This is a genomic window from Bacteroides sp. BFG-637, assembly GCF_024793605.1.
Taxonomy (GTDB): domain Bacteria; phylum Bacteroidota; class Bacteroidia; order Bacteroidales; family Bacteroidaceae; genus Bacteroides; species Bacteroides vicugnae.
Genome location: NZ_JANUPD010000002.1, coordinates 1,401,844 through 1,416,240, shown reverse-complemented (window position 1 = coordinate 1,416,240; position 14,397 = coordinate 1,401,844). Strand labels below are relative to the sequence as shown.

General features: G+C 44.2%; 5 protein-coding genes and 2 pseudogenes. All 7 read left to right on the top strand.

Features of this window, described 5'->3' with window-relative positions; translation table 11 throughout:
- The first annotated feature begins 26 nt into the window (after positions 1-26).
- The 7 genes and pseudogenes from NXX38_RS05980 (at position 27) to NXX38_RS05950 (ending at position 13,887) form a co-directional block, all read left to right on the top strand.
- Entirely contained in the window at positions 27-1,676 is a 1,650-nt protein-coding gene (locus NXX38_RS05980; RefSeq protein WP_148367767.1) for a DUF6377 domain-containing protein, read from the top strand.
- Positions 1,677-1,887: 211 nt separating this feature from the next.
- A complete protein-coding gene (locus tag NXX38_RS05975; RefSeq protein ID WP_258978809.1) occupies positions 1,888-4,887 on the top strand; it encodes a TonB-dependent receptor in 3,000 nt (999 codons plus the stop codon).
- Between the two features lie 42 nt (positions 4,888-4,929).
- A complete protein-coding gene (locus NXX38_RS05970) occupies positions 4,930-6,393 on the top strand; it encodes a RagB/SusD family nutrient uptake outer membrane protein (RefSeq protein WP_374226065.1) in 1,464 nt (487 codons plus the stop codon).
- A 36-nt stretch (positions 6,394-6,429) separates the two neighbouring features.
- Positions 6,430-7,945, top strand: a pseudogene (locus tag NXX38_RS05965) (SusF/SusE family outer membrane protein).
- Positions 7,946-7,959: 14 nt separating this feature from the next.
- A pseudogene (locus tag NXX38_RS05960) lies at positions 7,960-9,737 on the top strand (glycoside hydrolase family 66 protein).
- A 177-nt stretch (positions 9,738-9,914) separates the two neighbouring features.
- On the top strand, positions 9,915-12,428 hold the full coding sequence (locus NXX38_RS05955) for a glycoside hydrolase family 31 protein (protein WP_258978804.1): 2,514 nt from the start codon (positions 9,915-9,917) through the stop codon (positions 12,426-12,428).
- Positions 12,429-12,564: 136 nt separating this feature from the next.
- Positions 12,565-13,887, top strand: a complete 1,323-nt coding sequence (locus tag NXX38_RS05950) for an ATP-binding protein (RefSeq protein ID WP_258978802.1) — start codon at positions 12,565-12,567, stop codon at positions 13,885-13,887.
- Positions 13,888-14,397: the final 510 nt, after the last annotated feature.

The following is a 14,397-nucleotide window of genomic DNA, read 5'->3' as shown; positions in this document are numbered from 1 at the left end:
TTTGCAGATATAATACATACGGCACTATGAAAAAAGTTATTCTGATTTTTGTGACAATCGTCCTTTCTGGTCTGCTTTATGCAAAAGATAATAAGAGTACCGATGCGTTGCTTCGTGAGATTGATGGTATCATTAAAAACCGCCAGACTTATGGAGCGGAAAAGGAGGCACGAATTGCTGACTTGAAGAAATTGTTGGTTGAGGCTGCTTCCGATGAGCAGCGATATGGTTTTTGCGGACGTCTTTTCGATGAATACCGGGCTTATAATCTGGATTCGTCTTTTGTCTATGCCCAACGGAAAGAGGAACTGGCACATCGTTTAAATAAACTGGACTACTTGGATGATTCTGCCATGAATATGGCGGAAGTGATGGGAACTACCGGAATGTATAAAGAAGCCCTTGAGTTATTGGGGAAAATTGATAAGAAAACACTGCCCGACTATCTATATGGCTATTATTATCATCTGTACCGCACTATTTATGGATTGATGGGTGATTATGCCGTTACGGAGAAAGCCAAGAAAGAATATTACCGGATGACGGATTTATACCGGGATTCCTTGTTACAGATCAATGCTTCCGACTCTCTGGGGCACGCATTGGTGATGGCAGATAAGTGCATCGTTCATGCCCGATACGATGAAGCGATTGATATGCTGATGGAATATTACAGTAAACCGTCTTTAGATGATCATGCACAGGCAATGATTACTTATACCATTTCCGAAGGCTATCGGTTGAAAGGAGATAAGCAGGGGCAAAAACATTACCTGGCTCTTTCGGCCATTGCCGATTTGAAATCAGCGGTAAAAGAATATGTGTCTTTGCGCAAACTCGCTTCTCTTGTTTATGAAGAAGGAGACATCGACCGTGCCTACAACTATCTGAAATGTTCCCTGGAGGATGCCACCCTTTGCAATGCCCGTCTTCGTACCCTGGAAATCTCACAGGTCTTTCCTATCATCGACCAGGCCTATCAATTAAAAACCAAACGTCAGCAGCAGGAGATGAAAGTCTCATTGATTTGTATCAGTTTGCTTTCCGTATTTTTGTTAGTCGCCATTTTCTTCGTTTACAAGCAGATGAAAAAGGTTGCTGCCGCACGTCGCGAAGTGATCGACACTAATACGCTCCTGCAAGAACTGAACGAAGAACTTCACGATTCCAATTCGCAACTGAAAGAAATGAATCATACGCTTTCGGAAGCCAACTATATCAAGGAGGAATATATCGGGAGATATATGGACCAATGCTCCACTTATCTCGACAAGATGGATTTATACCGCCGTTCCCTGAATAAGATTGCTGCTGCCGGAAGGGTGGAAGAACTATATAAGGCTATTAAATCTTCGCAATTTCTTGATGAAGAACTGAAAGAGTTTTATGCGAACTTCGATGTGACTTTCCTGCAACTCTTCCCCAGTTTTGTGGAAGATTTTAATGCCCTGCTTACCGAACCGATGCAACCCAAACCGGGAGAACTGCTGAATACCGAACTTCGTATCTTCGCTCTCATCCGCCTTGGAATTACGGACAGTACTAAGATAGCGCAATTCCTTCGTTACTCCGTCACTACCATTTATAATTACCGGACTCGTGTCCGTAACAAGGCTGTGGGAGAAAGAGATGAATTTGAGGCTAAAGTAATGCAAATAGGGAAGGTGGAAGAATAAGAAAACCACTACTTTTTTAGTCCGACTTCTATTTTGTAACGTTCTTATATTTAGTGGTTTATACTGTGGGATACTGTATAAATCACTATATTTTTGCTATCTGCTTTAAGAAGCAGTATGAAATGTGGATACTTTTGTTTCACGGTCATTTCAGCAATGACACAGAAAGTAAAACAAAAGTAACCCTAATATTAACTTTAAATTAATGTACATGAAACAGAGTATGAAGTCGAAAGGCTTTGAACGCCGCCTCTTACTAATAATGTGGGGCTTGTTCCTATCTCTTAGTGCATTCGCACAACAGATTTCAATAAAAGGACATGTCGTAGATGCCACGGGTGAACCGGTGATCGGTGCCAGTGTGGTAGAAAAAGGTACAACGAACGGTACAATTACCGATGTAGACGGTAATTTCTCATTAAGCGTTCCGACTAACAGTACGCTGACTATCTCTTTTGTCGGCTATAAAATGCAGACAATCCCGGTGAACGGGAAAAACGCTTTGAAAGTAACCTTGCAGGAAGATACGGAAGTATTGGACGAAGTTGTAGTAGTGGGTTACGGAACGATGAAAAAGAGCGATCTGACCGGAGCGGTATCTTCTGTCGGAGTGAAGGACATTAAAGACTCTCCGGTGGCCAATATCGGTCAGGCAATGCAGGGAAAGGTGTCCGGTGTGCAGATTATCGATGCCGGTAAGCCGGGTGATAATGTCACCATTAAAATCCGTGGCTTGGGAACAATCAACAATAGTAACCCGCTGATTGTCATTGACGGAATACCTACCGACTTGGGATTGTCTTCCTTGAATATGGCCGATGTAGAGCGGGTGGACGTATTGAAAGATGCTTCGGCAACAGCTATTTATGGTTCGCGTGGTGCGAACGGTGTGGTGATGATTACCAGCAAACGGGGTGCCGAGGGTGCCGGAAAGGTGACGGTAAACGCTAATTGGGCGATTCAGAATGCCACTAAAGTGCCCGATATGCTGAATGCTGCGCAATATGCCGCTTTGAGCAATGATATGCTGTCTAATAATGATGATAATACAAACCCTTATTGGGCAGACCCTTCTTTATTGGGAACAGGAACGAACTGGCTGGATGAAATGCTGCGCACGGGAGTGAAGCAAAGCTATTCGGTTAGCTATTCCGGTGGTACGGAAAAAGCACATTACTATGTGTCCGGTGGTTTCCTTGACCAGTCCGGTATTGTGGAAAGCGTTAATTACCGTCGTTTCAACTTTCAGGCAAATAGCGATGCCCAAGTTAATAAATGGCTGAAATTCACTACCAACCTGACATTCAGTACGGACGTGAAAGAAGGAGGAACTTATAGCATCGGTGATGCAATGAAAGCACTCCCCACCCAACCGGTGAAGAATGAGGACGGCAGTTGGAGCGGTCCCGGACAGGAGGCGCAATGGTACGGAAGCATCCGTAACCCGATCGGTACACTGCACATGATGACCAATGAAACAAAAGGATATAACTTCCTGGCAAATATCACCGGAGAGATTACCTTTACCAAATGGCTGAAGTTGAAAAGTACATTCGGTTATGACGCCAAATTCTGGTTTGTCGACAACTTTACTCCGGCTTACAACTGGAAACCGAATCCGGTAGAAGAATCTTCCCGCTATAAGAGCGATAACAAAGCATTTACCTATTTGTGGGATAATTATTTTGTATTCGACCACACTTTTGCGCAGAAACACCGGGTAGGGGTGATGGCAGGTTCTTCCGCCCAGTGGAACAACTACGATTACCTGAATGCTCAAAAGAATATCTTCATGTTTGATAATATCCACGAAATGGACAACGGCGAGAAGATGTACAGTCTTGGCGGTAGCCAGAGTGACTGGGCACTGCTCTCTCTGATGGCACGTCTCAACTATTCTTACGAAGATAAATACCTGCTTACAGCTACTGTGCGTCGTGACGGTTCTTCCCGTTTCGGTAAGAACAACCGTTGGGGAACATTCCCTTCCGTTTCGCTGGCATGGCGTATCTCCCAGGAGAACTGGTTTCCGAAAGACAACTTCCCGGTGAATGACCTCAAACTGCGTATCGGATACGGTGTGACCGGTAATCAGGAAATCGGTAACTATGGTTTTGTTGCTTCCTATAACACAGGAGTCTATCCTTTCGGCAACAACAACTCCACCGCTCTGGTATCTACTACTCTCTCCAATCCGAATATTCATTGGGAAGAAGTGCGCCAGACCAACTTTGGTGTAGACATGAGCCTGTTCAATTCACGCGTCAACCTTTCGCTGGACGCTTATATCAAGAAGACAGCAGATATGTTGGTGAAGGCTTCCATTCCTATCACTTCCGGTTTTGAAGATACTACCGAAACTTTCACCAATGCCGGCAAGATGCGCAACAAAGGGGTGGAAATGACCTTGCGTACTATTAATTTGAAAGGGCTTTTCTCTTGGGAGTCTGCCTTAACAGCTACTTATAACAAGAACGAAATTCAGGACTTGAACAGCGAAACTCCGATGTTTATCAACCAGATGGGGAACTCATACGTGACTATGCTTAGAGCCGGTTATCCGATTAATGTATTCTACGGATACGTAACCGACGGACTTTTCCAGAACTGGGATGAAGTAAACCGCCATGCTACCCAACCGGGCGCTGCTCCGGGTGATATCCGTTTCCGGGACTTGAATAACGATGGAGTTATCAACGATGAAGACCGTACCGTTATCGGCAACCCGAACCCGAACTGGTTCTTCTCTCTAAGCAATAATTTCTCTTATAAGGGATGGGAACTTTCCGTGTTCCTGCAAGGCGTATCGGGAAACAAGATTTATAATGCCAACAATGTAGACAACGAAGGAATGGCAGCCGCTTACAACCAGACCACAGCCGTACTGAACCGCTGGACGGGAGAAGGAACAAGCAACTCCATGCCGCGTGCTATCTGGGGAGACCCGAATCAGAACTGCCGTGTATCCGACCGATTTGTGGAAAACGGTTCCTACCTCCGTCTGAAAAACATTACGCTTTCGTATACACTGCCTAAAAAGTGGATGCAAAAGATGCAACTGGAAAATGCCCGCATCTCTTTCTCTTGCGAGAATGTGGCGACTATCACCGGATATTCCGGCTTTGACCCGGAGGTTGACGTTAATGGTATCGACAGCAGCCGTTACCCTATCTCACGTACGTTCAGCATGGGTTTGAACTTTAACTTTTAAATCAGGAGGAAGAATATGAAAAAGATAACAACTTTGGTGATGATGTTTGCCATATTGGCATTGACCTCATGCAACGATTTCTTAGATAAATATCCTAAATATGGCGTCGATCCCGAATCGGAAGTAACGAACGAGATTGCCGTGGCACTGACTACTGCCTGCTACAAGACTCTTCAGTCATCCAATATGTATAATCAGCGTATCTGGAGCCTCGATATTATCGCAGGTAACAGTGAAGTAGGCGCCGGAGGGGGAACCGACGGACTGGAAACTGTGCAGGCTTCCAATTTCATAGCCCAGAGTGATAATGGCTTTGCTTTGTACGTATGGCGTTCTCCGTGGGTAGGTATCGGACGTTGTAACATTGTGCTTTCCAATCTGCCTTCGGCAGCTATCTCCGATGAGGTAAAGACTCGTTGCATGGGTGAGGCTTATTTCCTGCGTGCACATTACTACTATATTCTGGTTCGTCTGTATGGAGGTGTGCCTTTGCGCTTAACGCCGTTTGAACCGGGAGAATCTACGGATATTGCCCGTAATACGGTAGATGAGGTATATGCCCGGATTCTTTCTGACTGCAAAAATGCGGTAAACATGCTTCCTCCGAAAAGCAGTTATGGAGACAGCGATAGAGGACGTGCCTGCAAAGAAGCTGCAATGGCTATGCTGGCGGATATTTATCTGACACTGGCGCCCAATCATCGCGAATACTATAATGAAGTAGTAACTCTGTGTGACAACATTGCTGCGATGGGATACGATTTGACTCAATGCAATTATGCCGATAATTTCAATGCTACTATCAATAATGGTGCGGAATCCCTTTTCGAAGTACAATATTCCGGTAGTACGGAATATGATTTCTGGGGCGGTGATAACCAATCATCCTGGCTGTCGACTTTTATGGGACCTCGTAACTCAAGTCTGGTGGCCGGTGCTTATGGATGGAACCTGCCTACGGAAGAATTTTTCAAGCAATATGAGGACGGTGATTTGCGGAAAGACGTAACTGTCTTGTATCAAGGTTGCCCCGCTTTTGACGGAATGGAATACAGACGTTCCTGGTCGAATACAGGTTATAATGTGCGCAAGTTCCTTGTGTCGAAGACTGTTTCTCCGGAGTATAATACCAATCCCAACAACTTCGTAGTATATCGCTATGCAGATGTTCTATTGAAGAAAGCGGAAGCATTGAACGAGCAGGGACATCCCGACCAGGCTGCTGCTCCGTTGAATATCGTCCGCAAACGTGCCGGACTGGCAGATGTGCCGACTACTCTGACGCAGACTGAAATGAGAGAGAAGATTATTCACGAGCGCCGGATGGAACTTGCCTTTGAAGGACACCGCTGGTTTGATATGATCCGTGTGGATAATGGAAATTATGCATTGACATTCCTGAAATCCATCGGCAAGAATAATGTGACCAAGGAACGTCTCCTGTTGCCTATTCCGCAGACAGAGATGGACTCCAATCATCTGATGACTCAAAATCCCGGTTATTAATCTGTTTTATAATCATTCATTTAGATAAATAATATCATGAAGAAATATATATATCAGTTGTTATGCTCTCTTTTCATCGGCGGAACGATGGTTGCCTGTGCCGAAGATTATATGGAGACAAATAAAGGACATGATACCCTCACTCTTTCGGTGAATCAGCAGGACTTGGTGTTGAACGAAAAGAACCATAGTCAGGAAGCACTCGCTCTCTCATGGACTACCGGAACGAATTATGGAAGTGGTAACCGTATCTCTTATACGCTGGAGCTGGCAAAAGCCGGAACGGACTTTGCAAATGCTTATTCGGTGGATTTAGGTACGGGAACGTATCAATGGACTAAGAAAGTGGAAGAACTCAACCAATTCCTGAATACACAGTTCGGTATCGGTTATGCTGTGAAAGCGGAGTTGGAGGCACGTATCACAGCGGTTGTTGCCGGAATGGAAGAGCAGAAACAAAGTGCGACGACTGCTTTTACAGTGACTACATACCAGCCGGTTACTACTACGCTTTATCTGATTGGTGATGCTGCTCCGAATGGATGGGCTGCCGACAATGCGACAGCGATGGAGCGTACGGATAACGGACAGTTTACATGGACAGGAAAACTGAACGCCGGATCATTGAAATTTATAACGACATTGGGACAATTCTTGCCGTCGTACAACCGTGACGCCACTGCTGGGGAAGCACTCCAGCTGACTTACCGTACATCGGGTGACCAGCCGGATGAGCCGTTTGTAATCGATGAAGGGGCAACCTATATTGTAAAAGTAGATCTGCTCAATCTGACGTTGACACTGACTGAAACGGAAGATATCGGTTGGAGATTTGACGAGTTCTTCATTGTCGGTTCGTTCACCGGAAATGGTGGCTGGGGATTTGAGGCACTGTCTAAAGATGCTGTTCAGATGGATTTGTTCCATTATGGAGCTGTGATTCCTTGGGAAGCAGACGGAGAATTTAAGTTTAGCTCTGTGGCGGACTTCGGCCAGTCGGATGCTTTCTTCCATCCTGCCGTAGCAAATGCTCCGTACACTTCGACGTCAGTAGTGCTTGGAGGCGACGATAATAAATGGCAAATGAAAGAGGCTGAATGTGGCAAACCTTATAAAGTATGCTTCTATACAGGCAAAGGAAAAGAAAAAGATGCTGATGCGTCCGTTCACTCCTTACGCAGGATTGTATCTGGTGGGTGAGGCAACTCCGAACGGATGGAATTTGGACAATGCTACGCCGATGACTAAGAGTGTCGACAGTCCTTATATCTTCACATGGAGCGGTACACTGAAAGCCGGTGAGATGAAGATTTCCTGCGATAAGCAGTCTGACTGGAACGGAGACTGGTTTATGGCGGATAAGAACGGTAAAACTCCGACGGGTGAAGTGGAAACAGCATTGTTCGTCACTAAATCGGATGCAGAGTTGAGCAGTATGTATCCGGATGCAGATTTGGGTGGTCTGGACTATAAGTGGAATATTCAGGAGGCCGGTTCTTATCAGATTACGATTGACCAGTTGAAAGAGACGATCTCGATTGTGAAACAATAAAACAAGAATTCAAGATGAAAAAAATAATATATCTGGTAGCTGCTTTCCTGTGTATGGCTTGCAGTGATGATAATGAGTCGAACCAACAGAATGGAGGAGCTTCGGGCGGTGTCACCGAAGTGACTCCGGTAACATCGGATTTGAGTGTAGACCTGTCGACAGACAAGGCTTTCTACAAACCGGGAGAGAAAGTGGTGTTTACAGCGGATGACGCTCTGCCTGCCGGAACTAAAGTACGTTATCGCCTTTCGGGTGAAACGGTGGGAGAAGAATCGGTAAATGGTACGAGCTGGACATGGCAACCGCCTACCACTGATTTTAAAGGGTACATGGCAGAGCTTTATCGTCAGGAGAACGGAACGGATGTAATAGTCGGTACGATTGCGGTAGATGTATCCAGTGATCCGGCACGTTTCCCGCGTTATGGTTTTGTCGCTGATTTCAGTCAGGAGAAGACAGCCGAAAAGACACAGGAAGAGATGGAGTATCTGAACCGTCATCATATCAACTGGGTGCAGTTTCAGGATTGGCATAATAAACATCACTGGCCGTTGGGCGGTACACGTGTACAGTTGGATGAGGTATATATGGATATCGCTAACCGGGAGGTTTATACAAGTTCGGTGAAGAATTACATTGAAGCGCAGCATCGTTTCGGTATGAAGTCTATGTTTTATAATCTTTGTTTCGGAGCGTTGAAGGATGCTGCTGCGGATGGAGTGAAGGAGGAATGGTATCTGTTTAAGGATGCTTCTCACACTACTAAAGACAGTCACGATCTGCCGGGCGGATGGAAAAGTAATATTTATCTGGTAGACCCTTCTAACAAGGAATGGCAGAAATATCTGGGCGAAAGGAATGACGATGTATATGCAAACTTTGCTTTCGACGGTTATCAGATAGACCAGTTGGGACGACGTAGCACGCTTTATAATTATAGTGGTATTCCTGTTAACTTGCGTGAGGGATATGCCTCTTTTATAGATGCAATGAAGCAGGTGCATCCGGACAAGAGCTTGGTGATGAATGCGGTGAGCCGTTACGGTGCCCGTCAGATAGGGGAGACGGATAAAGTGGATTTCTTCTATAATGAAGTATGGGCGGATGAGGCTGATTTTACCGATCTGAAAGCTATTCTTTATGAAAATGGAGTATATGGCGATTATCAGTTGAATACGGTTTTTGCAGCTTATATGAATTATAACAAGGCGGATAACCGGGGGAATTTAATACGCCGGGTATTCTGCTGACGGATGCTGTTATGTTTGCTTTGGGCGGTTCGCATCTGGAATTGGGAGGCGATCACATGTTGTGCAAAGAGTACTTCCCGAATGAGAATCTGACAATGAGCGAAGAGCTGAAAACAGCGATGGTTCATTATTATGACTTCCTGACTTCTTATCAGAATCTGCTTCGTGACGGAGGTACGGAGAATAGTATCACCATGAATTGTACCAACGGGGAAATGAGGTTGAATGTATGGCCTCCCCAACAAGGTTCGGTCACTACTTATACCAAGCAGGTAGGCAACAAGCAGGTGATACATCTTCTTAACTTCTCGCAGGCAAACAGCCTTAGCTGGAGAGATGTGGACGGCACGATGCCGGAACCGACCTTGATTACGAAAGCTGCTTTACAAATGAATCTGCCGGCCAAAGTGAACAAGTTATGGGTAGCCTCTCCGGATATACATGGAGGCGCTTTGCAGGAACTGGCTTTTACGCAGGAGAACGGAGTTGTTTCTTTCACATTGCCGTCTCTGAAATACTGGACAATGGTTGTGGCTGAATAAAAATGATTGTAAGTCTTCTAGCAAACTAATCTTATATTATTAGGCACGGATTACACGGATTTCACGGTTTTTAGAATGATGGAGTATGTAAAACAACAGCGTTAATCCGTGTAATCCGTGCCTTAATTTACTATATGAGCAATAATGCATGAAGCGGCTGTAGATAGAATAACTAAAATGATAAGTATGAAGATGAGATATAAATTCTGGGTATGGGCGTTGTGTTTGGTATTCCCGACATTGGTGTGGGCGGAAAGTGCAGCGCGCACATGCACTTCTTTTACACAACAAGGCCGTCAGGTGACTTTTCACCTGACGGACAGTGCTGCGTTGCAGTTACAGCTTTGTAGTCCTTCGGTAGTCAAAGTTTGGTTTTCGCCCGATGGACAACTGCAACGAAAGAATGCTTCTTTCGCAGTGATTAATGAAGAGTTGGAAGATGTAGGAACCGTCCATGTAGACGAACAGGCAGCCTGTTATGAGATCTTTACTCCGAAATTGCGTATTCGGGTAAATAAATCTCCGTTGAGTCTTCAGATATTTGATAAGTATCAGAAACTCCTGTTTAGTGATTATGCTGACAAGGGGCATGTGAGTGAAGGAACAAAGAAGATGGAATATAAAGTGCTTCGTCGTGACGAGCATTTCTTCGGACTGGGAGAAAAGACAGGAAAGATGGACCGTCGTGGCGAATCTTATAAGATGTGGAACAGTGACAAGCCCTGTTACAGTATAGTGGAAGATCCGCTCTACAAGAGTATTCCTTTCTTTATGAGCAGCTATCGGTATGGTATTTTTCTTGATAATACGTACAAAACGGAATTTAAGTTCGGTACGGAAAGTCGTGACTATTACAGCTTTGAAGCTCCGAACGGTGAAATGATCTACTATTTTATCTTCGGCAAGGACTATAAGGAGATTATCAGCCAATACGTCGGACTGACGGGTAAACCGATCATGCCTCCGAAATGGGCGCTGGGCTTTGCTCAATGCCGTGGTCTGCTGACAAGCGAAAAACTAAGCCGCGAAATAGCCGAGGGTTACCGGAAACGTGGAATCCCCTGTGATATTATCTATCAGGACATCGGCTGGACGGAATACTTGCAGGATTTCGAGTGGCGCAAGGGAAACTATGAGAACCCGAAGAAGATGCTTTCGGATTTGAAAGGGATGGGTTTTAAGGTAGTTGTATCTCAAGATCCGGTAATTGCACAAGCCAACAAAAAGCAATGGGAAGAAGCAGATCGTTTGGGATATTTTGTAAAGGACAGTACGAACGGTAAAAGCTACGATATGCCCTGGCCTTGGGGTGGTAACTGTGGAGTAGTGGATTTCACCCTGCCTGCCGTAGCCGACTGGTGGGGAACCTATCAGCAGAAACCGATTGACGATGGTATCTCCGGCTTCTGGACGGACATGGGCGAACCTGCCTGGAGTAACGAAGAGCAGACGGAACGTCTCGTCATGAAACACCATCTGGGTATGCACGATGAAATCCATAATGTCTATGGATTGACTTGGGATAAAGTGGTGAAAGAACAATTTGAAAAGAGGAATCCGGACCGTCGTGTGTTCCAAATGACTCGTGCTGCTTATGCAGGGCTGCAACGTTATACGTTCGGCTGGACGGGTGATAGCGGAAACGGAGACGATGTACTGCAAGGTTGGGGACAGTTAGCCAATCAGATTCCCGTAATGCTTTCCGCCGGTTTAGGACTGATACCGTTTTCTTCCTGTGACATTACCGGTTACTGTGGAGACATTGAAGATTATCCGGCTATGGCGGAACTCTATACCCGTTGGATACAGTTCGGGGCATTCAATCCTTTGAGCCGTATTCACCACGAGGGAGATAATCCGGTGGAACCGTGGCTTTTCGGTCCCGAAGCAGAAAAGAACGCAAAGGCAGCTATCGAGTTGAAATATCGTTTATTACCCTATATCTATACTTATGCCCGTGAAGCTTATGATACAGGATTGCCTATCATGCGCCCTCTGTTTCTCGAATATCCAATGGATATGGAAACTTTTTCTACGGATGCTCAATTTATGTTCGGTCGTGAATTACTGGTAGCCCCTGTGGTGAAGAAAGGTGCCCGTACCAAAAACGTTTATCTGCCCGAAGGTACATGGATTGACTATAATAACAAGAAGACGGTTTACACCGGAGAGCAATGGACTACGGTTGACGCTCCCTTGTCCTCCGTTCCTATGTTTGTGAAGCAAGGTTCTATCATCCCCACCATGCCGGTGATGAACTACACTTATGAGAAACCGGTATATCCACTTACTTTTGAAGTCTTTCCCGCACAGGAAGGTGCACAGGCTATTTTTACTCTCTACGAGGATGAAGGGGAAGACTTAGGATATCAGCGTGATGAATTTGTCAAAACGCCGATTGTTTGTAATACTTTGGCGAATGGATATGAATTGACTGTCTCTGCCCGTGAAGGAAAAGGCTACACTGTCCCTGGTCCGAGAAATCTATTATTCCGTATTTATTCTGCGAAAGCTCCGAAAGAGGTAACTGTTAAAGGAAAGAAGATAAAAAAGGTAAAACCGGAACGCTTGGAAGAAAATTTAGAGAATGATACGGAATCTATATTATGGAGTTGGGATAAAGAAACCGGTGTATGTAGTGTGCGAATACCTGATAAGGGGGGTGATGAACAGATTATGATTGCTTTTTAACTAAGCAGTGAGCTGTTGGTAAGCTAATATTCAGAACTTTTCTTTCGTTTTATGTGGATAATGTGTATATTCGCACGAAACTCATATCAGAAATGTGTAAATTATCACATTTCTGATATCAAAAATGTGATTCATTATGTTCGAAAGAGATATTCTCAGGCAATTGGCAGCATGGAAAATGGACGTGAACAGGAAACCGCTCGTTATTCACGGGGCTCGTCAAGTAGGAAAGACATGGGCTTTGAAATATTTCGGGAAGGAATATTTCGAGGATGTCGCCTATTTTAGTTTGGATAAGGATGAAAGCGGGCTTTGCGATATCTTTAAAACGACCAAAGACCCTAGGCGGATTATTCAGCAATTGTCTTTCTTGCATGGAAAGAAAATCAATCCTCAAACGACTTTACTCATATTGGATGAGATTCAGGAATGTAATGAAGCACTGAACGCACTGAAATATTTTTGTGAGGAAGCTCCCGAATATGCGGTAGCTTGTGCAGGTTCTTTATTAGGTATTTATTTGAATCATATTGGCAATTCCTTTCCGGTGGGAAAGGTGAATCATCTGTCCATGTATCCGCTTACTTTTACGGAATTTCTGAAGACAAAAGATTTGAATATGTATGAGTATATGCGTTCTATTAAGGAAATAGTTCCTCTTCCTCAAATATTTTTCGATAAGTTGCGTGAATCATTTGTTGCCTATTCCATTTGTGGTGGTATGCCCGAACCTGCTACTCTGATGATTGACTTCAATGATATGGAAAAGGTGGATTCGGCACTTCGGGATATCTTGAATGACTATGCACTGGATTTTGTAAAACATACTACATCGGCATTGGCTCCCCGCATTAATTATGTATGGAATTCCCTGCCTTCACAATTGGCGAAGGAGAACCGTAAGTTTGTTTATCAGTTGGTACGTCCCGGCGCCCGTGCTCGTGAGTATGAAGATGCTATTTTGTGGTTGGAGCAGGCGGGACTTATCAACAAAGTTGTATTGAGCAAATCACCCAAATTACCATTGAAAGCATATGATGATTTGAGTACATTTAAACTTTACGCATTAGATGTAGGACTGTTAAGGCAGTTGTCGGAGCTGGATGCAAGTGTTTTGCTTCTGTCTACTCCCGGGTATATTGAATATAAGGGAGCTTTGGCAGAGAATTATGTGTTGCAGAGTCTTACAGCGCAGTTCCAGGCATCTTTTCGGTATTGGACTTCCGGCAATAAGGCTGAAGTGGATTTTCTGCTTCAATATGATAATCATATTTATCCGATAGAAGTGAAAGCTGACCAGAGTATAACAGGTAAAAGTCTGGTTCAGTATGAGAAGCTTTTCCAGCCTGCTTGCCGGATCCGGTATTCAATGCTGAATTTGAAACAAGATGGTAATTTGATTAATATCCCTCTGTTTTTGGCGGATAAGACAAAAGAACTATTGAAGGATAAAAGTTGAAGGAGCCTTCTGAAGAAATCAGTAGCCTTCTTAAAAAATGATGATTCTTAAAAAAGGAATATTTAATCATTGGAGAAGTACGTGAATTGCAGTTTGGTAAAGAAAAGCCGGAAAATGTCCAGCATTTGTAATTACACGATTTTTTATTTCTGCTGTTTCGAAAATATACCAATCGAGCTGCGGTAGATTTTTGATTATTTTTGTTATTTGGCGAGTAGATGCCCGAATAACTAATCATTTTATTGTTTTTTCCTTTCCGATATATTATGGTAAACTAGAGAAAAAATGCTTCTTAATAGTCCATTTTTATCTTCTTCACCGAGGAGCGATAGCTTCCTCGGTGAAGAACAAGTCGATGCACACCGAGGAACACTTCATTGGTTTTAAAGCAATGAACGGTTTCTGGATAGAGAAAGATGCATATTCTGTTTGCTTTTATGCAATATTAGGCATCTTTCTGTATGCTCATGCATTTATTTATGCAGTTTATTTTCTGGTTCATTATTTTCT